A 19436-nucleotide genomic window follows, 5' to 3' on the forward strand; every position below is an offset into this window, starting at 1 on the left:
TCGTGATCACGCCGCTTCCCTTTCTCGACCGGACCAACCGCGCGCTCGCCAAGGCGCCGCCGGTTACGCTCGATCCGGACGAGATCGAGGCGTTCGTGCTGAAGCGCGCGGGCGCGGCGCGGATCGATGGCGACCATTGGCGCCCGTGGTTCTCGCTCCTGGCCGAAGAGCTGGAACGACATGCCGCGCTCAATCCCCTCGGTCGTCTCGTCGCCAATGGGCAACTGGTCGGGCTGCTGACTGCGCGGGTTCGGGCGGAGCGGCTGCTGGCGCGCCATCCGGAGATCATGGATCGCCCTATCGAACGGCCGATCATCATCATGGGGCCGATGCGATCGGGCTCGACCCGCGTGCAGCGCCTGCTTGCGAGCGATCCACGCTTTGCCTGGACACGCTTCTACGAAAGTCTGTTCCCGGTGCCCTATGGACGCGGGAACGTCCGGCGGAAGTGGCAGGCGGCTGCGGTGCATCGCTTGCTGCGCACGCTCAACCCGGCGGTGCAACGCATCCATCCTTCGGGTCCAACGCTGCCGGACGAGGAGTTCGGGCATCTTTCCTATGCCATGACCAGCGCGCAGGCGGCGGTGCAGTGGCACGTGCCCGGTCTGGTCGCGGCCGAGAAGCAGCGCGACTGGTCGCCGGTGATGAACGAGTTGGCGACCTTGCTGCGGCTGAACGGCTGGGCAAGAGGCGAGAAACCCGGGCGGCGATGGGTGCTGAAATGCCCGGCTTATGGCGACATGGCCGACGCGCTGTTCGAGGCTTTTCCCGACGCCAGCGTCATTCATCTGGGCCGCGATCCAGCCACGGTCGTGGCGTCCAGCGCCAGCTTGGTGTTCGAACAACGCCGAATTCATAGCGATGCCGTGCATCGCGAAGCGGTCGGGGCCGAATGGTTCGCGCGCACGCTCGAGCGCCAGCAGAATCAGGATGCCGCGCGGAAGCGCCACCCGGCCATCGCGGCTTTCGACCTTTCCTACGACGAAGTGTCGAGCGACTGGCGAGCGGCCATGCACCGGCTTTACCATTTCCTCGGCGAACCGCTGACGGAAGAGGCGCTGGGCGGAATGGCGGCTTATCTCGACCGCGCGAGCGAGCACCGGGGGCATCGCTATGACGCCAAGGCGTTCGGGCTCGACGAAGAAGAGGTCAGGCGACCATTTGATCGATCCTCCGCTTACGAAACGTCAAAGGCGCCGATACTGGCCGCAGCGGCCTATTCGTAAGGGCTGCCAGGCACCGCTTTGGCCCAGCCGGGTGCGGCGGGTTCGATCGAATCGAGAAACCGCCTCGCCTGTGCCCGCACCTCGGCCTTGGTTTCTGGCCCGAAGCGGTCCCACGTCGCATAGGGTTGCCACAATCTCCGGTTGTTGCGCAGCTTCTTTTCGTTGCGATCGAGAAAATCCCAGTAGAGCGCATTGAACGGACAGGCGTCTTCGCCGACGCGTTTTTTGACGTCGAAGCGGCACCCTTTGCAGTAATTGCTCATCCGGTTGATGTACGCGCCCGAGCCCGCATAGGGCTTGGTGCCCAAGCGCCCGCCGTCGGCAAACTGGCTCATGCCGAGCACATTGGGATGCTCGACCCATTCATAGGCGTCGGCGTAGACTACCAGATACCAGTCGGCGACCTGGGCGGGGTCGATGCCCGCCAGCATGGCGAAATTGCCGAGCACCATCAGCCGCTGAATGTGATGGGCGTAGGCGTTGTCGCGGGTGTTGCGGACACTGTCGGCGCAGCACGCCATGTCGGTGGCGCCGGTCCAGTAGAAATCGGGCAGGTCGCGGCTGTTCTCGAAGAAATTGACCTCGGACAGGCCCGGCATCTCGAGCCAGTACATGCCGCGAATATATTCGCGCCAGCCGATCATCTGGCGGATGAAGCCTTCGGCGGCGTTGAGCGGGACCTCGCCGCGGTGATAGGCGGCTTCGGCGGCTTCACAGACTTCGAGGGCGGTCAGGAGCCCGCAATTGAGGCTGGTCGACAGGCGCGAATGATAGAGGAAGTCGGCGCCTTCGAGCATGGCGTCCTGGTAGGTGCCGAAGCGGGGCAGCCGCTCGGCAACGAAATCGTCGAGCAGCGCGCGGGCCTCGGTCGCCGTCACCGGCAGCGCGAAACGGTCGAGCGTTCCGAAATGATGGCGGAAGCGGCCTTCGACCAGCGCGATGACCTCGCGGGTGATGGTATCGGCCGCGAAGCGCTGCGGCTCGCGCATGGGGCGGGCCTTGGGCGGCGGGGCGCGATTGTCCTTGTCGTAATTCCACTGGCCGCCGGTGGGCGTGTCGTCGGACTCCATGAGGAGGCCGGTGCGGCGGCGCTGCTGGCGATAGAAGTTTTCCATCACCAGTTCGCGGCGGCTGGCGGCCCAGGCGAAGAAGTCGGGGAGGGGGCAGATGAAGCGGTCGTCGGCGAGGATCTCGACCGGCAGGCCGAAGCGTTCGGCCCAGCCTTCGATCGCTTTCTGGACGCGCCATTCGCCGGCTTCGACGATGCGGATGGCGGCGGGACGGTGGCGTTCGACCGCGCGGGCCACCTCGCCGGTGAAGCTGCCCGTGTTCTCGTTGCCGTCGAGGCGGATGTAGTCGACCTGCCAGCCGTCGGCGCGAAGCTCCTCGGCGAAATGGCGCATCGCCGAGAGGATCAGGACGATCTTTGCCTTGTGATGGCGGACGTAGGTGGTCTCCTCCGCAACCTCCATCAGCAGGAGGCGGGCGTCCGTCTTGTCGACCCCGCGCAGGGAGGCGAGGCCGTGGCTGAGCTGGTCGCCGAGAATGGGAATAAGCAGCATGTCGCCAGGCTAGACGGATGGACCGGGCGGAAGGATGCGGCCTGTGGCCCATCGACGGTATCGGTAAGCGAAAGTTTGATGGCGGCGCTTCGTCAGCGTGGCGCCTCGATTTGGCGCTAACGCGGCCATCGCTACTCCCGGTTAAGAGATTGTCGGGCAAGGATCATCCCGATGCTTGCCCGAATCCCGGCCGCCCTGGCCCTGTCCCTTCTGTTCGCCGCGCCTGCTTCCGCTCAATCATGGGAAGCGCAGGCCCTGGACTTGCACAACCGGGAGCGCGCTGCGTTCCGGGTCGCGCCGCTGGCCTGGGACTTCGGGCTTGCCGCCGCGGCCGACGTCTATGCGAGCGAACTCGCGCGTACCGGGCGGTGGGGGCACAGCCCCAAGGCGACGCGGCCCGGGCAGGGCGAGAACCTCTGGATGGGCACGACCGGCGCCTACCGGATCGAGGACATGGTCGGCGGCTGGACCGGCGAGCGGCGCTGGTTCCGGCCGGGCGTGTTTCCGGCGGTCAGCACGACCGGCAACTGGATCGACGTCGGCCATTACACGCAAATGGTCGCGAGCCGGACCACCCGTGTCGGCTGCGCGATCCGTTCGGGCGGGCAGTGGACCTATCTCGTCTGCCGCTATTCGCCGTCGGGTAATGTCGATGGAAGGGCGATGCCCTGATCGGAATCTTCTTCAAGACCTGACCGCATCCGGAAATCGTCCTCCATTGCGGTAAGAGCACCAGACGCATCGCGGGCCTTGATCCGATCCATGGCTTGGGTGAGCATCGGCCGCTTGGCGATGTCGAGGTGCGGATTGAAGATCACCGCCGCAAGCAGGGGTTCGGCCGCTTCGACCTTTTTGTCGGTCAGCATCTGCCGAACCGTGGTCAGGCGCAGTCCGATGTCGTTGGGGGCCAGAGCGAAGGAGTAATAAAGTCCATCGATGGCATTCGCCGTTGGACGAACTCCGGCCATCCGGAAGGTCTGGTAGAAGAGATAAAGGGGCTCGGCGTTCTCGAGGTCAGCGCCGTTGGCCCTGACCAGCCACCGTCGGATCGCGGACCAATCGGCCTTAGTCGGCGCCGTCCGTGCCTCCGCGATCATCGCCTTGGCGCGGTACTACAAGGCCTGAGGGTGTCTAGGATCGGCAGCCACAGCGCGATCGGCGGCAGCCTTGCTGCCGGCATAGTCCCTCGCATCGAACAGCGCTTCGGCGAGCGACGCCTGAACCGAGGCGTGACCGGGGAAGGCTGCAGCGATACGGCTGGCGTCGGCGGCCACCGAACGCGCGGTCGCGGCATTGACCCCGCGTTCCGAACGGATGCGAATCGGCATGATCGCTTCTTCGCCGGCACTGAGCGGGCGAAGGGCGACGACCGGCTTGGGTCCTGGCGACACGAGAGCGCCGCGGAAAGTCCCTCGCGCGTAGCGGTCGAGTTGCTGGTCGAGAAGCTTTAGATCGCCGAATGCCGCTTGCGCCGCCGCGAGCGGCTTCTGCCCGCGTGCAAGCCCTTGAACATAGGTGTCGAGCTGTCCCCGGCGCGCGTCGCTGAACGACAGGAAATGCGCGAGCAGCCAGCCCTTGCCGTAGATCGAAGCGTGATCTTCCTGATTGCGGGGCGTAGCCGCCGTTAGCAGTTGCTCGGCGTTGAAGCCGAAGTCGTTCACGATCGAATAGCCCCGACTTTGCGGAGGCAGACCGATCTTGATCGATCCGTCCTTCTGGACCTCGGCGGTTCCGAAGAATTCGGCAAAGCCTTCGATCATCCACGGGGCCAGCGGCGTCATGGTGTCGCTCAGCATCATGTGGTGCAGATATTCGTGCTGGAAAATGTGTTCGGCAGACACACCGTTAGTTCTTTCCTCGTTGCGGTTGCTGACGAAAGCTACCGAGCCGGCGGCGCGCGGAATGTAGAAGCCGAGCACGTTTCTGCGGTCGGGTCGCGCATACAGCGATTGCATGGCCGAAACCGATGGGAGGACGTAGATGGTGACCCGTGCCCCGTCGGTCAGTTCGGGATCCTCCATCTTGCGGATTTGCCGGACCATGGCGTCGAACCGTTCGAGCCGCTCGGCATAGTCGGCCAGGTCCTTCGGCTTCTGCTCGGAATAGATGATGAAATGCCGGGTCTTTGCTTCGTGCCAGCGCGCCGCTGCAGGACTAACCGCGGCGGCAATCAGCAGAAGGGCAAGCAACCCACTACGAATCAACATTCCTTTCCCCCCGAAACGACTGCCGGAATTAGAGAAAGGAATAGGGGTCCACGTCAACCGCGACCCTGACCTTGGCGGACCATTCGACCTCGCCGAGCCAATCGCGGATGACATTCTGGACGTCGAGGCTGCGTCGGGCGTGGACGAGCAGGCGGAAGCGGTGGCGGCCGCGCAGCATGGCGAGCGGGGCGGGGGCGGGACCGTAGACCGCCATGCCCTCGACCTGCGGGGCCTTGCGCCCGATGCGGGTGGCGGTTTGCTCGGCTTCCCCCTTGTCTTCGGCGCTGACGACGATGGCGGCCAGGCGGCCGAACGGAGGCATGCCGGCTTCCTGGCGCGATTCGGTTTCGGCGGCGACGAATTGCTCGGTGTCGCCGCTGACGAGGGCAGCGATGACGGGGGCGTCGGGCTGGTGGGTCTGAACCAGCACGCGGCCGGGCTTGCCTCCGCGTCCAGCGCGGCCGGCGACCTGGCTGATCTGCTGGAAGGTGCGCTCGGCCGCGCGAAGGTCGCCGCCCGACAGGCCGAGGTCGGCGTCGATCACGCCAACCAAAGTGAGGTTCGGGAAGTGATAGCCCTTGGTAACGAGCTGAGTGCCGACCACGATGTCGATTTCGCCGTCTTCCATTTGCCGCACGAATTCGGCGGCGCGGGCCGGGCTCCAGATGGTGTCGGAGGTGACGATCGCGGTGCGCGCGTCGGGAAACAGCGCCTGCACCTCGTCAGCGATGCGCTCGACGCCGGGGCCACAGGCGACGAGGCTGTCCTGGTCGCCGCATTCGGGGCAGGCGGCGGGCGGGGGGATGACCAGCCCGCAATGATGGCAGGCGAGGCGGCGCATCAGGCGATGCTCGACCATCCAGGCGGTGCAGTTCGGGCATTGGAAGCGATGCCCGCAGGTGCGGCATAGCGTCAGCGGAGCGAAGCCACGGCGATTGAGAAATAGCAGGCTCTGCTCGCACGCTGCCAGATTGGCTTCGATTTCGCTCACCAGTTGCGGGGCGATCCAGCGTCCGCGCGGCGGCGGGTCAGCGGTGAGGTCGAGGGCGGTCAGCGTTGGCAACTGCGCTCCGGCATGACGTTCGCGCAGTTGCAGCTCCCGGTAGCGGCCGGTCTCGACCATGTGCCGCGTTTCGAGCGCGGGGGTGGCGGAGGAGAGGATTACCGGAATGTCCTCGAACCGCGCCCGCATCACCGCCACGTCGCGGGCGTGATACTGGACGCCGTCCTCCTGCTTGAACGAGGCTTCGTGGGCTTCGTCGACGACGATCAGGCCGAGGTTGGCGTAGGGCAGGAAGAGAGCGGAGCGCGCGCCGACCACCACCTTCGCTTCGCCGCTGGCGATCCCACGCCACGCGCGGCGCCGCTGCGAAGAGCGCAGGTCGCTGTGCCACGCCGTCGGTTCGCAGCCGAAGCGGGCGGCGAAGCGCTTGAGGAAGGGCTGGGTGAGGGCGATCTCAGGGAGAAGTACGAGCACTTGCAGCCCTTTGCGCGCCGCTTCTGCGACGGCTTCGAAATAGACCTCTGTCTTGCCTGAGCCGGTGATGCCGTCGAGAAGCACCGGGTCGAACCCGCCGCCGATTGAGGCGACGAGGCTGTCGGCGGCGGTTTGCTGGTCCTCGCTGAGGGTCGGCGGCGCGAAGTCGGGATCGGGACAGCTCAGCGGCTGGTCGGCCTCGACCTGGATCCGCTCCAGCGCGCCGCTGTTGACCAGCCCGCGCAGCACCGCATCACTGACCTCGGCATGGGCAGCAAGCTCGCGGATCGTGCCTTGGCGGCCTTCAAGACGGTCGAGCGCCTGGGTGCGCTGCGGGGTCAGGCGGTCCGGACGCTCTCCGGTCAGGCGGTATTCGGTCAGCTGGCGTGAGCCCTCCAGCGCCGACGACGACGGCAGCACCATCCGCAGCACCGAGGCGAGCGGCGAGAGATAATAGTCGGCCGTCCATTCGCACAGGCGGCGAAGCGGCGCCGGGATTGGCGGCACGTCGATCAACCCGGCAAGCGGGCGCAGGCGGTTGTCGCCGACTTCCTCGCTCGGCAGCCGTTCGGCTTCCCACGCCACGCCGACCAGTTGGCGCGGGCCCAGCGGCGCGACTACCACGCTGCCCGGCTCGACCGCCATGCCATCGGGCACGCGGTAGTCGAGCGGCCCCAAGGCAGCATTCAAAGTGACGACACGGGCGCGAGGGAGGGGCACCCGGGCGCTCTAGGCGAAAGGACCGGGTGGAACCAAGGGCCTGCAATCGCTATCTAAGGCTCATGTACACGACCGATCTCTCCAAGCCCGGCAGCGCCAAGGTCCAGCCGATCGGCCCCGCCGAGGATCCTGCGCTGCTCGACGCGTTCGAAGCGCGCGTCGCGGCGGACGAGTTCATCGAGCCCAAGGACTGGATGCCCGAGGCCTATCGCCGCACCCTGACGCGGCAGATCAGCCAGCACGCGCACAGCGAAATCGTCGGCATGCTGCCCGAAGGTAACTGGATCACCCGCGCCCCGTCGCTTCGGCGAAAAGCGATCCTGCTCGCCAAGGTGCAGGACGAGGCGGGGCACGGCCTTTACCTTTATTGCGCGGCGGAAACGCTGGGCACGAGCCGCGAGGAAATGATCGAGGCGCTGCATTCGGGCAAGGCCAAGTACAGCACGATCTTCAATTATCCGACGCTGACCTGGGCCGACATGGGCGCGATCGGCTGGCTGGTCGATGGCGCGGCGATCATGAACCAGGTGCCGCTGCAGCGGACCAGCTACGGTCCGTATGCCCGGGCGATGGTCCGCGTGTGCAAGGAAGAAAGCTTCCACCAGCGCCAGGGCTATGAAATCAGCATGGCTCTTGCCCGCGGCACTGCGGAGCAGAAGCGGATGATGCAGGACGCCTTCAACCGCTGGTGGTGGCCGAGTCTGATGATGTTCGGGCCGCCCGACGACAATTCGCCCAACACCGCGCAGTCGATGCGCTGGCGAATCAAGCGCGAGACCAATGACGAACTGCGCCAGAAGTTCGTCGATATCACCGTGCCGCAGGCCGAGTTCATCGGTCTTACCGTCCCCGATCCCGACTTGAGGTGGAACGAGGAAAAAGGCGGCTACGACTTCGGCGCGATCGACTGGGAGGAATTCTATTCGGTCGTGAAGGGCGAGGGCCCGGTCGCGAAGGAGCGGATCACGGCTCGCCGCGAAGCTTGGGAAAAGAATGCCTGGGTCCGCGAAGCCGCTGCGGCGCACGAGGCCAAGAAGCAGGCGCGCAAGGCCGCCGCTTGACGTTGTCCGCCGCCAAGGCGACAGGCCGACGCGGACGGAGGAACAGATGTCGGATTGGCCATTGTGGGAAGTGTTCGTGCGCACCAAGGGCGGGCTCGCGCACCGTCACTTTGGGAGTGTCCACGCGCCTGACGCGGAAATGGCGCTGCGCCACGCCCGCGACACCTATACCCGCCGCCAGGAAGGCGTCAGCCTGTGGGTGGTGAAGTCCTCCGACATCGTCGCGAGCGATCCAGCCCAGGCCGGCGAATTGTTCGAGCCAGCCGCCGACAAGGTTTATCGTCACCCGACCTTTTACGAGATCCCAGACGAGGTGAAGCACATCTGATGCCGAGCCTTCCGACCATTCAGCCCGAGGACGTAGCCGCCGCGGAAACGGTGCGCCCGACCGGGGCCTTCGATGCGCCGTCCGATGCGCATGACCCGGTCCGCGCCGGCTATCTGCTGCGCCTCGGCGACGACGCGCTGATCCTCGGTCAGCGCCTCAGCGAATGGACCGGTCATGCTCCGTCGGTCGAGGTCGACCTCAGCCTCGCCAATCTCGCGCTCGATCTGGTCGGACAGGCGACCCTGTTCCTGAGTGCAGCGGGCGATGCAGACGAACTGGCCTTCAAGCGTGACGTGCTCGACTTTCGCAACTGCCTGCTGGTCGAGCAGCCCAATGGTGATTTCGCCCGCACGATGATGCGGCACCTGTTGTTCTCGACCTGGCAGCACATGCTCTACCAGGCGCTCAGCGACAGCCGCGATCAGGCCGTGCGCGAGGTCGCGGCCAAGGGCGTCAAGGAAGTCGCCTATCACCGCGAAATCGCCGGCGAGTGGATCGTTCGTCTTGGCGACGGCACCGACGAAAGCCGAGCACGCACGCTCGACGCGCTCGACTGGTGCTGGCGTTTCGTGCCCGAATTGTTCGAGGTCGACGAGGAACTGGAAGCTGCGATCGCTGCCGGCATCGCCGCCGATCCGCGCGCTTTCGAAGCCGACTATCGCGCGGCCATCGCGGCGGTGCTGACGGAAGCCACGCTGCCCGTGCCCGCCGACCAGCGCGCCATTCTCGGCGGCCGCCGCGGGCATCACAGCGAGCATCTCGGCCACTTGCTCGCGATCATGCAATATCTGCCGCGCACCTATCCGGACGCCGTGTGGTGAGCGAAAAGCATTTCCACCCGCTCGAAGTGGCGGAAATCGTGGAGGAAACCGTCGACGCGCGTTCGATCCGTTTCGCGGTCCCGCCCGAGCTTGCCGACCTCTTCCGCTATCGCGCCGGGCAGCACCTGACGCTTCGCGCCGAGATCGGTGGCGAGGACGTGCGGCGCAATTATTCTTTGTGCACCGCGCCGCATGAAGGCGCGCTCAAGGTGACGGTGAAGCAGATCGCCGGCGGCGCCTTCTCCAACTGGGTCGCGAGCAATCTCAAGCCCGGCGACCGCCTCGACGTCATGCCGCCGCATGGCTCATTCACGACCGACTTCGACGCTGCCGCAACCCGGCATTATGTCGCGTTCGCGGGCGGGTCAGGCATCACCCCGATCATGAGCCTGGCGCGCACCGCGCTGGCCGAAGAGCCCGGCAGCCGTTTCACCCTCTTCTACGGCAATCGCGACGCCAGCAGCATCATCTTTCTCGACGCGCTGGCCGAACTGAAAGACCGTTATCTCGGGCGGTTCGAGCTGTTCCATCTGCTCAGCGACGAAGAAGGCGATGTCGAGCTATTGAACGGCATGCTCGACCGCGAAACGTGCGAGCAGGTCATCGCCGCCTTCGTGCCCGACGTCACCGACGTCGATGCCTTTTTCATCTGCGGCCCCGGCCCGATGATGGACGCCGCCGAGGCCGCTCTGCTCGATGCAGGGGTTTCCGCCGACCGCGTGCACATCGAGCGCTTCACCGCCGGAAGGCCGTCGGCCGCGCTCGCTGCCGAGATGGCCGAACTCAGCCAGAAGGCGGCCGGCCAGACAATGAGCGTGACCATCGACGGGCGCACCCGGCGGATCGCATTCGACGGCAGCAACATCCTCGATTCGGCGCGCGCCTCCGGTCTCCCGGCGCCCTTCGCCTGCAAGGCCGGTGTCTGCGCTACTTGCCGGGCCCGCGTCACCGGCGGAGAGGTCACCATGGCCGCCCGCTATGGCCTGTCCGACGAGGAAATCGCTGCCGGCTATGTGCTGACCTGCCAGGCCGTGCCCAAGGGTGAAGGCGTGGCGGTGGATTACGACGCCTGACCGCGCTAATCGCCGTTCCCATGTTGACCAGTCCAGCGCGCCGCGGCTTCGCCGATCTGCCACCCCTCGTCAGCGACTCGCTGCTGGCGCTGATCGCGATGGTCAATGCGGACGCCCGACCCGACAAGATCGACGTGGGCGTCGGCGTCTATCGCGATGGCGCGGGCCGAACCCCGATCATGCGCGCAGTCAAAGCGGCCGAGCAAAAGCTGCACGACGAGCAGCACAGCAAATCCTATCTCGGCGGCGCTGGCGACCGTGGGTTCGCCCAGGCCCTTCGCCCGATCGTGCTTGGCCGCCATGCGGGTGACAAGCGGATCGTCGGGCTCCAGACCCCCGGCGGTTGCGGCGCGATATTTCTTGCGCTGAAACTGGTCGCGACGGCCAACCCGGATGCGAAGGTCATCATGGGCACGCCGACCTGGCCCAACCACCCGCCGATGATCGCTGGCGCGCGGCTGCAGATCAGCGAATATCGCCACTACGAACCTGACGCCCGCAAGGTCGATTTCGCCGCCATGACCGAGGCGCTCGAGGCGGGGCGTCCCGGCGATGTCGCGCTGCTTCACGGCTGCTGCCACAATCCAACCGGCGCCGACCTCAGCGAAGATCAATGGCGTCAGGTCGCCGAGATCGTCGCGCGGCGCGGGCTGCTGCCGTTGATCGACTTTGCCTATCAGGGTTTTGCCCGTGGCCTCGATCAGGATCGCTTTGGGGTCGAACTGATGCTCGACACCTGCGACGAGGTGCTGATCACGCAAAGCTGCGACAAGAATTTCGCGGTCTACCGCGACCGTGTCGGATGCCTGTTCGTCAAGGCAGCGACCACCGATCAAGCGCAATTCGCTTTCACCCATCTCTTGCAGATCAGCCGTGAAGCCTGGTCGATGCCGCCCGATCATGGCGGGGCGACCGTTCGCACCGTGTTGGAGGACGAAGGCCTCGCCGCCGACTGGCGCGCCGAGCTGGACGAAATGCACGCCCGGATCCGCATGGTCCGCGAGAAAATTGCGGGCTCCGACTCGCGGCTGGCCTTTATCGCCGAGCAGCAGGGCATGTTCTCCATGCTGCCGCTGTCGCGTAATCAGGTGCAGCAACTGCGTGACACCCACGCCATCTACATGGCCGACAGCGGCCGAGCGAACCTGGTCGGGATCGCCGACCACGACCTTGACCGCTTCTGCGCCGCCATTGTCGAGACGATGAATGGCTGAAAAGGACCCCGACTTTACCGTCGACACCGACTGGGAAGAAGTTGCGCGCCTGGTCCTGACCAGTCGCGAGCTCGACCGCCTGGAGGAAGAGGAACTCGTTCCCGCCAAACAGGTCCTCTATCAGTTCAGCGCCCGCGGCCACGATATGGCGCAGGTGCTGCTCGGCCTCAAGCTGCGCGACGGTGACGCGGCCTGCGGCTATTATCGTTCGCGGCCGCTGCTGTTGGCGTTGGGCGTGCCGCTGGCCGATGCGCTCGGCTCGGGCATGGGACGAAGCGGCGGCTATTCGGGCGGCCGCGATATCGGGGTCGTGTTCAATTACCCCAACCCCGGCGGGGCCCATGCGCTGCCGATGTGCGGCGGGGTGGGGGCGCAATATACCCCGGCGGCCGGCTGGGCACAGGCCGTTCGCTACAAGGCCGAGGTGCTGAGGGAGCGCGCTGAGGGTGACCTCGCGCTGGTGCTTGGCGGCGACGCCAGTTGCGCAACGGGTGGCTTCTGGTCTGCGTTGACCATCGCGACTACGCAGAAGCTGCCCTTGCTCTTCTATGTCGAGGACAATGGCTACGGCATCTCGGTGCCGTCGACCTATCAAACGCCGGGTCAGAACATCGCGGCGAACCTCGCCAGCTTCACCGGCCTCACCATCTTCAACGGCGACGGCACCGATCCGGTCGAGGCCGCGCGGCTGGTCGAGGCGGCGGTGGCGCATGTGCGGAGCGGGAAGGGGCCGGCGCTGCTGCGCCTGACCGTGCCGCGCCTTGAAGGGCACAGCTACCAGGATACACAGACCTACAAGAGCGAGGCGGAAATCGCCGCCGAATGGGCCCGCGATCCGCTGCCCAAATTGAAGTCGCATTGCGCCGCCTTGCAGATCGGCGAAGCGCGCTGGGGCGAACTCGAGACCCAAGTCGCCTGGGACGTCGCCCGCGCCCGCGAGGAGGCCGAAGCGCGCCCCGTGCTCGACGGCGACAAGGTCGCTGACGACGTCTTCTTTTCGGGCAATCATGCCGAGGTCGGCGGCCGCGCCGGGCTGTCGCTTGACGGCACCCATGATGAGCCGCGTCCCGAGGGACAGCGGATCAACATGGTCACCGCGATCCGCAAGGTGCTCGACCAGGAACTCGGCGCCAATCCGCGCATGTGCGTGTTCGGCGAGGACGTCGGCCCCAAGGGCGGCGTCCACGCGGTGACGCTGGGGCTGCAGGACAAATACGGCCACGACCGGGTGTTCGACACGTCGCTGAACGAAGAAGGCATCGTCGGCCGTGCCGTCGGCATGGCGCTTGCCGGGTTGTTGCCCGTGCCCGAAATTCAGTTCCGCAAATATGCCGAGCCCGCGACGGAGCAAATCAACGACACCGGCACCATGCGCTGGCGCACCGCCAACCGCTTCGCCGCGCCGATGGTGCTGCGGGTGCCCGGCGGTTTCTTCAAGTGCGGCGATCCCTGGCACAGCCAGACCAACGAGGTGCAATTCGTCCACAATCCCGGCTGGATGGTGGCGGTGCCGAGCAATGCCGAGGATGCCGTCGGCCTGCTCCGCATGGCGCTGCGCGGTAACGATCCCGTGCTGTTTTTCGAACATCGCGCGATGCTCGACGACAGCTGGGCGCGGCGGCCGTGGCCGGGCGATGCCTATGTCCTGCCGTTCGGCAAGGCGAAGAAGACGCGTGAGGGCGACCAGATCACCATCGTCACCTGGGGCGCTATGGTGCCGCGCTGCGAGGCGGCGGCAGAGGGCATCAGCGCCGATGTGATCGATCTGCGCACGCTGAACCCGTGGGACCGCGACACCGTGCTCGACAGCGTCCGCCGCACTCGCCGCTGTCTGATCGTCCACGAGGATCTGCGCACCGGCGGCTTCGGGGCGGAGATCGCGGCGGTGGTTGCCGACGAAGCCTTTCTCGATCTCGACGCGCCGGTTGCCCGCGTGACCATGCCCGATATCCCGAGCCCGCATCACCCGTCGCTGCTCGAAGCCGCGGTACCGAGCGTGGCGCGGATCCGGGCCGAGATCGACCGCCTGGTGGGGTTCTGAAGACGATGATCGACGTTCGCGTCCCCGACGAACAGGAAGGCACCAAGGCGGTGGTCCGCGCCTGGCTCAAGCAGCCGGGTGACACGGTGGCGGTCAACGATCCGCTGGTCGAGCTAGAGACCGACAAGGTCACCCAGGAAGTGCCGTCGCCGGCGGCCGGGGTGCTGGCGGAGATCCTGCTCGGCACCGATGCCGAGGCGGTGCCCGGTGCGGTGCTGGGGCGGATCGATGCGGAGGGCGGCCAAGCCAAGCCGTTCGTGCCGAGCGACGTCGAGGCAACGGTGCGCGAGGACGACCGTCCCTCGACTTCGCTCGGGACTAGCGGGGAGGCAGAAACGCGGCTCTCTCCCTCCGTCCGCCGCGCGCTTTTGCAGCACGACATCGACCCCGCCCGCATTACGGGCTCCGGGCGTAACGGCCGCATCACTCGCGAGGACGTCGACCGCGCGGTCGAAGGTGCGACGGTCAGCCACGTCGACGGCGGCCCCAAGCCGATCGCCCAGCCGCGGGTGGCCGAGGCGAACTGGCAGGAAATCCCCCACGACCGGATGCGCCGCGCGATCGCCGACAACATGGTCCGCGCGGTGGCCGAAGCGCCGCACGTCACCGCGCTGTTTGAAGCCGACTTCACCGCCATCACCGCGCACAAGAAGGCGCTTGCGGCGAAGGGCATCAAGCTCAGCTACACCGCCTATCTGTTGAAAGCCGCCGCCGAGGCGATGGCGGTCGCGCCGGCGGTCAACGGCCGCTGGGCCGACGACCGGATCGTCGTTTCGCCGACCGTCGATATTGGGGTCGGCACCGCGCTCGGCGACAAGGGGCTGGTGGTCCCGGTGGTGCGCGACTGCGGCGGCGCAAGTCTCGAAGAGATCGGTGCGCGCCTCGACGATCTCACCGCCCGCGCCCGGGCCGGCAAACTCGAGCGCGCGGACGTCGCCAACGGCAGTTTCACCATCTCCAACCATGGCGTGTCGGGCTCGCTGCTGGCGGCGCCGATCATTCTTCATCAGGGACAGGCCGCCATTCTTGGAGTCGGCAAATTGCAGAAGCGCGTGGTGGTGCTGAGCCAGGGCGGCGCCGATGTGATCGCCATCCGTCCGATGGCGTATGTCACGCTGACCATCGATCATCGCGTCATCGACGGGCATCAGACCAACGCCTGGCTCAGTCGCTTCGTCGAGATCATCGAAGGCTGGTCCGAAGCGCAGCCGAAACAATAGGAACACCCTATCCTCCGACCCGTTGGCAAAAAGGACAGGAGGATGCAGTGGTCCGTAACAATGATAATGATGAGGTGGCCGCCGAGGCTGCCCGCCTGAACGAAGAAGCTGTCCGCAAGGCAACGCGCAGTTCACCAGTGAACAGCGGCGACCGCCAGATCCCGCACGTCGACGAGGACGAGCGCGTCCGGATCAGCGACGAGGAGGAAGCCCACGGTGATCGCTCGTCGCGCAAGGGCGGCGGCAGCAGCAGCGCCTTGATCGGGCTCGGCCTGACATTGGCGACCGCCGGTGCCGCCGCGTTCTTGTTCGCCAAGGCCAAGGCTGCGGACGACGAGCCGGACGGGCCGTTGCTCAGCGACGCGCCGGACCATGTTCTTCGCGGAAAGGCTCTGAAGCGGGCGCAAAACCAGGAAAAGGGTCGCTCGCTGGTCGGGCGCACCGTGACCATCGGCAAGCCCGCGCAGGAGCTTTATGCTTTCTGGCGCAAGTTCGAGCGTTTCCCTGAATTCATGGACAACGTCCGCGAGATCAAGCGCATCGACGACACCCGCTCGGAATGGATCATCGAAGCGCCCGCCGGTGCCACCGTGTCGGTCAAGACGCGCATTGTTGAAGACGTGCCGGGCAAGACCATCGCCTGGGTCAGCGAGCCTGACAGCCAGATCGAGCACGAGGGCCGGGTCGAATTCGCCGACGCTCCTCCGGGCCGCGGAACCTATGTCCGCCTGCTGCTCCGTTACACGCCGCCTGCAGGCGAACTCGGCCGGTTGGTCGCGAAGGTCATGCAGCGTGAGCCCAACGTCCAGGCTCGCCGCGACCTGCGCCGGTTCAAACAATTGATGGAAACCGGCGAAGTGCCGGTCAACGCCTCACCTTCGGGTCGCAAGGGCGAAAGCCCCACCCAGCCCCGTATCTAGGAGTTTCGCCCATGCGTGCCCTCACATTCCACGGCCGCCACGACGTGCGCGTCGATAATGTTCCCGATCCCGAAATCGTGCTTCCGCGCGATGCGATCCTGAAGGTGACGTCGACCGCTATCTGCGGCTCCGACCTCCACCTTTACGATGGTTACATCCCGACCATGCGGGCCGGCGACATTCTCGGCCATGAGTTCATGGGCGAAGTGGTCGAAGTCGGGTCGAAGTCGACCTTGAAGAAGGGGCAGCGCGTGGTGGTGCCCTTTACCATCAGCTGCGGCTCCTGCTTCTTCTGTGAAAAGCAGCAGTATAGCGCCTGCGACAACAGCAACCCGGCCGAAACCTCGGACGCGTCCGAAACCCTGATGGGTCATGCGATGGGCGCGGCGTTCGGCTATGCTCACCTGACGGGCGGATATGCCGGCGGCCAGGCAGAATATGTCCGCGTGCCGTTCAGCGATGTCGGCCCGATCGTGGTTCCCGATCACCTCGACGACGACAAGGTGCTGTTCCTGTCCGACATCCTACCGACCGGCTGGCATGCGGCGGTCAACGCCGACATCGAGCCTGGCGACACGGTGGCGGTCTGGGGCTGCGGCCCGGTCGGCCTGTTCGCGATCCAGAGCGCCTTCAAGCTCGGCGCGCACCGGGTGATCGCCATCGACCATTATCCATCGCGCCTCATGCTCGCTAAAAAGCTCGGCGCCGACATCCTCGACTATCGCGAGGTCGAGGTGCTCGAGGCACTCAAGGAATTGACCGGCGGGATCGGCCCCGACGCGGTGATCGATTGCGTCGGCATGGAAAGCCATGGCTTGGCGATCGACAACCTGATGGATACCGCCAAGGCGCATCTGATGATCGGGACGGAACGGCCTCACGCGCTGCGCCAGATGATCATCGCCTGCCGCAAGGGTGGGCGGGTGTCGATCCCGGGCGTCTATGGCGGGTTCGCCGATAAATTCCCCCTCGGCCAGCTGATGGAGAAGGGGCTGACCATCAAGTCGGGTCAGACGCCCGTCCAGAAATATACCAAGGACCTCTTAAAGCTGATCGAGGAAAACGAACTCGACACCACCTTCATGATCTCGCACCGCGAGCCGCTGAACGACGCCGCCGAGCTTTATCAGAAGTGGCACGACGAGCAGGATACCTACACCAAGATCGTGCTGAAGCCCGGCATGGACCGGAAACCCGAAACCGACCGCGCCGCCGCGCGCCAGGTCGAGCCGGCTGAGTAAAGGAAAGACACATGACTAAACTTGCCGTCATTACCGGCGCCTCCTCGGGCATCGGCCTTGAACTCGCGCGCCTGGCTTCAGCCGAGGGCTACGACCTGGTCGTCGCTTCCGATACCCCGATGGTGGATGCCGGCGCGGGCCTCGATGGAGAGGTCAGTTCGATCGACGCCGACCTCGCCACCGAGCAAGGCGTGAAGCAGCTGCTGCAACAGATCGGGGACCGCCATGTCGACGTGCTGGTCGCCAATGCCGGACACGGCCTGGGCCACGGCTTTCTCGACCAGGCGCCGGCTGAATGGCGGCACGTGATCGACACCAACATCACCGGCACCCTGCTGTTGATCCAGCCGATCGCCAAGAAGATGGCGCAGCGCGGAGAGGGCAAGATCCTCATTACCGGCTCGATCGCGGGACACATCCCGGCGGCGTTCCAGGCGGTTTATCATGCCAGCAAGGCATTCGTGGACAGCTTCGCCGCCGCGCTTGGGAACGAACTCAAGGACACGGGCGTCACCGTCACTTGCCTCAAGCCCGGCGCGACCGATACCGAATTTTTTGCCCGTGCCGACATGGAGGACACCAAGGTCGGTCAGGCCAAGAAGGACGATCCTGCGGACGTCGCCAAGACCGGCTGGGAAGCGATGAAAAAGGGCGAGCATGCGGTCGTGCATGGCCTGATGAACAAGGCGCAGGTTCTTGCCGCTGGCGTTCTTCCGGAAAGCGTCAGCGCCGAGCAGGGCCGCAAGCTGAATGAGCCCGGGAGCGGCACGGACTGATCCTTACGGAACCGTAAGCACCCTCGAAGCGTCCCGTCAGGCATGACCCCAGTCACCAAGCCCGACGGGCTCTTCGTTCGACGAACACTCATCGTCATCGCGCTTGTCGCGCTTGCGCTGCTCGCCTGGGAGTTGCGCGAAGTCCTGCTAATGGTGTTCGGCGCCGTCGTCGTCGCGACCTTGTTCCAAGGCCTCGCCGGCCTTTATCGCAAGATCGGGCTGCCCGAGGGGGTCAGCCTGTTTTTGGCGGTCCTGACGGTGCTGCTGGTGGTGGGTATCGGGATCGCGCTGTTCGGCGCGCAACTGGTCGGCCAGTATGAGCAGATCCGCGAGACACTGCCCCGCGCCTGGGCAGCGCTTCAGCAGCGGCTTGAAGGGTTCGGCCTTGCCGGCCAGCTCGACCAACTGAAGAGCGGCGGCAGCGGCTTCGTCTCTAACGCCGGAAGCTTCGTCATGAGTGTGGGCGGCGGATTGGCCGATGCGCTGTTGATCGTGATCGGCGGGATCTTTCTCGCCGCCTCACCGCGCTTCTACCGCACCGGGCTGATCAAGCTTTTCCCGTCGGAGCGCCGCGGCCTCACCGCCGACGCCATCGAGGACAGCGGCACTGCGCTGAGGCTGTGGCTGAAAGCCCAACTCCTCACCATGGCCGCGGTCGGCACTGCGACCGGCTTAGGCTTGTGGCTGGTGGGCGTCGAGAATGCGCTCGCCTTCGGCCTTCTCGCCGCATTGATGGAATTCATTCCGTTCGTCGGACCCATCCTTGCCGCCATTCCCGCGATCCTGATTGCCGCCGCGGTCGATCCGCAGTCGGCGCTGTGGGTGGCGGGGGTCTATTTCGTGGTGCAGCAGCTCGAAGGCTATCTCTTCTCGCCATTGTTGCAGCAATGGGCGGTCGATCTGCCCGGCGCGGTACTGCTCTTCTCGCTGCTGGCGATGGGCACCCTGTTCGGCGCACTCGGCATCATCTTCGCCGCGCCGCTGACCGTCGTCATCTATGTGCTGGTGAAGAAGCTTTACGTTCGTGAAGCGCTCGACACCGCAACCCCCATTCCCGGCGAAGAGCAGGAGCAAGGCTGACGAAGCGCGGCATAGGGTGCTAGAAGCGACCCATGCGCGTGGCTGAAAATCCTCTGCTAGTACGCCGGAACTGGGGCGCGATCGCCGAGGCTGGACTGGCGCTTGCGGCCGCGTCCGCTGCGACGCGGCTACTGCCTTTCAAACGCTATATCAGGCTGGGTGCTCGGCCGCTGGAGCGGGTTTCTCGGGCCGGCGGGATCGAGACTGCGCGGATCGTGGATGCGCTTGGCCGGCGCGCTCCGTTTCGTTCGGTCTGCCTGCAACGCGGGATCGCGCTGCAATGGATGCTCCGCCGCCGCGGTATCGACGCGATCCTGCATTACGGCGTCCGGATGCCGCGGGAAGGCAAGGCGATCACCGCCCATGTCTGGGTCAGTGTCGACGGATCGGTCATTCTCGGCGCGCCGCAGCACGAGCAGTACAGCGAAGTGGCGCGTTATCCGGCCGGGTAGGGGCGCTGCTTGCACCG

Annotated in this window: 18 protein-coding genes; 14 read left to right on the top strand and 4 right to left on the bottom strand. The window is 65.9% G+C overall.

Annotated features, from left to right (window positions below; all coding sequences use genetic code 11):
* The first annotated feature begins 2 nt into the window (after positions 1-2).
* Positions 3-1226, top strand: a complete 1224-nt coding sequence (locus tag V6R86_RS08695) for a sulfotransferase (RefSeq protein ID WP_338503771.1) — start codon at positions 3-5, stop codon at positions 1224-1226.
* Here the strand turns inward: V6R86_RS08695 and V6R86_RS08700 are convergent.
* Positions 1217-2788, bottom strand: coding sequence for a cryptochrome/photolyase family protein (locus V6R86_RS08700; RefSeq protein ID WP_338503772.1), 1572 nt, complete (start codon positions 2786-2788; stop codon positions 1217-1219). The genes V6R86_RS08695 and V6R86_RS08700 overlap by 10 nt on opposite strands.
* A 171-nt stretch (positions 2789-2959) precedes the next feature.
* Between V6R86_RS08700 and V6R86_RS08705 the strand changes: the two genes are divergently transcribed.
* Positions 2960-3460, top strand: coding sequence for a CAP domain-containing protein (locus V6R86_RS08705; RefSeq protein ID WP_338503774.1), 501 nt, complete (start codon positions 2960-2962; stop codon positions 3458-3460).
* Here the strand turns inward: V6R86_RS08705 and V6R86_RS08710 are convergent.
* From V6R86_RS08710 to V6R86_RS08720, 3 genes are read right to left on the bottom strand one after another with little or no spacing between them, the layout of a single operon-like run.
* Positions 3418-3885, bottom strand: a complete 468-nt coding sequence (locus tag V6R86_RS08710) for a hypothetical protein (protein ID WP_338503777.1) — start codon at positions 3883-3885, stop codon at positions 3418-3420. The genes V6R86_RS08705 and V6R86_RS08710 overlap by 43 nt on opposite strands.
* A gap of 15 nt (positions 3886-3900) precedes the next feature.
* The gene (locus V6R86_RS08715) at positions 3901-4995 is read right to left on the bottom strand and encodes a hypothetical protein (RefSeq protein ID WP_338503778.1); all 1095 of its coding nucleotides are present in this window, start codon (positions 4993-4995) and stop codon (positions 3901-3903) included.
* A gap of 28 nt (positions 4996-5023) precedes the next feature.
* Positions 5024-7192, bottom strand: coding sequence for a primosomal protein N' (locus V6R86_RS08720; RefSeq protein ID WP_338503781.1), 2169 nt, complete (start codon positions 7190-7192; stop codon positions 5024-5026).
* A gap of 62 nt (positions 7193-7254) precedes the next feature.
* Between V6R86_RS08720 and paaA the strand changes: the two genes are divergently transcribed.
* From paaA to V6R86_RS08780, 12 genes are read left to right on the top strand one after another with little or no spacing between them, the layout of a single operon-like run.
* The gene (paaA, locus tag V6R86_RS08725; RefSeq protein WP_338503783.1) at positions 7255-8253 is read left to right on the top strand and encodes a 1,2-phenylacetyl-CoA epoxidase subunit PaaA; all 999 of its coding nucleotides are present in this window, start codon (positions 7255-7257) and stop codon (positions 8251-8253) included.
* 46 nt (positions 8254-8299) lie between these two features.
* Positions 8300-8581: a 1,2-phenylacetyl-CoA epoxidase subunit PaaB gene (gene paaB / locus V6R86_RS08730; RefSeq protein WP_314444253.1), complete on the top strand. Its 282-nt coding sequence runs from the start codon at positions 8300-8302 to the stop codon at positions 8579-8581.
* The gene (gene paaC / locus V6R86_RS08735) at positions 8581-9402 is read left to right on the top strand and encodes a 1,2-phenylacetyl-CoA epoxidase subunit PaaC (RefSeq protein WP_338503788.1); all 822 of its coding nucleotides are present in this window, start codon (positions 8581-8583) and stop codon (positions 9400-9402) included. The genes paaB and paaC overlap by 1 nt, the downstream gene beginning before the upstream one ends.
* Positions 9399-10475 (top strand): ferredoxin--NADP reductase, encoded by a 1077-nt coding sequence (locus tag V6R86_RS08740; protein ID WP_338503790.1) that lies wholly within the window; start codon positions 9399-9401, stop codon positions 10473-10475. Before paaC ends, V6R86_RS08740 begins: the two co-directional genes overlap by 4 nt.
* 20 nt (positions 10476-10495) lie before the next feature.
* Positions 10496-11689 (top strand): amino acid aminotransferase, encoded by a 1194-nt coding sequence (locus V6R86_RS08745; RefSeq protein WP_338503792.1) that lies wholly within the window; start codon positions 10496-10498, stop codon positions 11687-11689.
* Complete coding sequence (locus tag V6R86_RS08750; RefSeq protein ID WP_338503794.1) at positions 11682-13730, top strand: transketolase C-terminal domain-containing protein; 2049 nt, start codon at positions 11682-11684, stop codon at positions 13728-13730. Before V6R86_RS08745 ends, V6R86_RS08750 begins: the two co-directional genes overlap by 8 nt.
* A gap of 5 nt (positions 13731-13735) precedes the next feature.
* Positions 13736-14950, top strand: coding sequence for a dihydrolipoamide acetyltransferase family protein (locus V6R86_RS08755; RefSeq protein ID WP_338503796.1), 1215 nt, complete (start codon positions 13736-13738; stop codon positions 14948-14950).
* A gap of 47 nt (positions 14951-14997) precedes the next feature.
* Complete coding sequence (locus tag V6R86_RS08760; RefSeq protein ID WP_338503799.1) at positions 14998-15870, top strand: SRPBCC family protein; 873 nt, start codon at positions 14998-15000, stop codon at positions 15868-15870.
* 11 nt (positions 15871-15881) lie between these two features.
* A complete protein-coding gene (locus tag V6R86_RS08765) occupies positions 15882-17111 on the top strand; it encodes a zinc-dependent alcohol dehydrogenase (RefSeq protein ID WP_338503801.1) in 1230 nt (409 codons plus the stop codon).
* Between the two features lie 11 nt (positions 17112-17122).
* A complete protein-coding gene (locus V6R86_RS08770; RefSeq protein WP_338503803.1) occupies positions 17123-17887 on the top strand; it encodes an SDR family NAD(P)-dependent oxidoreductase in 765 nt (254 codons plus the stop codon).
* A 42-nt stretch (positions 17888-17929) separates the two neighbouring features.
* Positions 17930-18967 (top strand): AI-2E family transporter, encoded by a 1038-nt coding sequence (locus tag V6R86_RS08775; RefSeq protein ID WP_338503805.1) that lies wholly within the window; start codon positions 17930-17932, stop codon positions 18965-18967.
* A 38-nt stretch (positions 18968-19005) separates the two neighbouring features.
* On the top strand, positions 19006-19419 hold the full coding sequence (locus V6R86_RS08780) for a lasso peptide biosynthesis B2 protein (protein ID WP_338503807.1): 414 nt from the start codon (positions 19006-19008) through the stop codon (positions 19417-19419).
* Positions 19420-19436: the final 17 nt, after the last annotated feature.

The sequence above is a fragment of the Sphingomonas kaistensis genome (assembly GCF_036884275.1).
Lineage (GTDB): Bacteria > Pseudomonadota > Alphaproteobacteria > Sphingomonadales > Sphingomonadaceae > Sphingomicrobium > Sphingomicrobium kaistense_A.

Coding starts and splice junctions, on each gene's coding strand:
- V6R86_RS08700 (WP_338503772.1), bottom strand. CDS start 2,788: ATGCTGCTTATTCCCATTCTCGGCGACCAGCTCAGCCACGGCCTCGCC.
- V6R86_RS08705 (WP_338503774.1), top strand. CDS start 2,960: ATGCTTGCCCGAATCCCGGCCGCCCTGGCCCTGTCCCTTCTGTTCGCC.
- V6R86_RS08710 (WP_338503777.1), bottom strand. CDS start 3,885: ATGATCGCGGAGGCACGGACGGCGCCGACTAAGGCCGATTGGTCCGCG.
- V6R86_RS08715 (WP_338503778.1), bottom strand. CDS start 4,995: ATGTTGATTCGTAGTGGGTTGCTTGCCCTTCTGCTGATTGCCGCCGCG.
- paaA (WP_338503783.1), top strand. CDS start 7,255: ATGTACACGACCGATCTCTCCAAGCCCGGCAGCGCCAAGGTCCAGCCG.
- paaB (WP_314444253.1), top strand. CDS start 8,300: ATGTCGGATTGGCCATTGTGGGAAGTGTTCGTGCGCACCAAGGGCGGG.
- paaC (WP_338503788.1), top strand. CDS start 8,581: ATGCCGAGCCTTCCGACCATTCAGCCCGAGGACGTAGCCGCCGCGGAA.
- V6R86_RS08745 (WP_338503792.1), top strand. CDS start 10,496: ATGTTGACCAGTCCAGCGCGCCGCGGCTTCGCCGATCTGCCACCCCTC.
- V6R86_RS08750 (WP_338503794.1), top strand. CDS start 11,682: ATGGCTGAAAAGGACCCCGACTTTACCGTCGACACCGACTGGGAAGAA.
- V6R86_RS08755 (WP_338503796.1), top strand. CDS start 13,736: ATGATCGACGTTCGCGTCCCCGACGAACAGGAAGGCACCAAGGCGGTG.
- V6R86_RS08765 (WP_338503801.1), top strand. CDS start 15,882: ATGCGTGCCCTCACATTCCACGGCCGCCACGACGTGCGCGTCGATAAT.
- V6R86_RS08770 (WP_338503803.1), top strand. CDS start 17,123: ATGACTAAACTTGCCGTCATTACCGGCGCCTCCTCGGGCATCGGCCTT.
- V6R86_RS08775 (WP_338503805.1), top strand. CDS start 17,930: ATGACCCCAGTCACCAAGCCCGACGGGCTCTTCGTTCGACGAACACTC.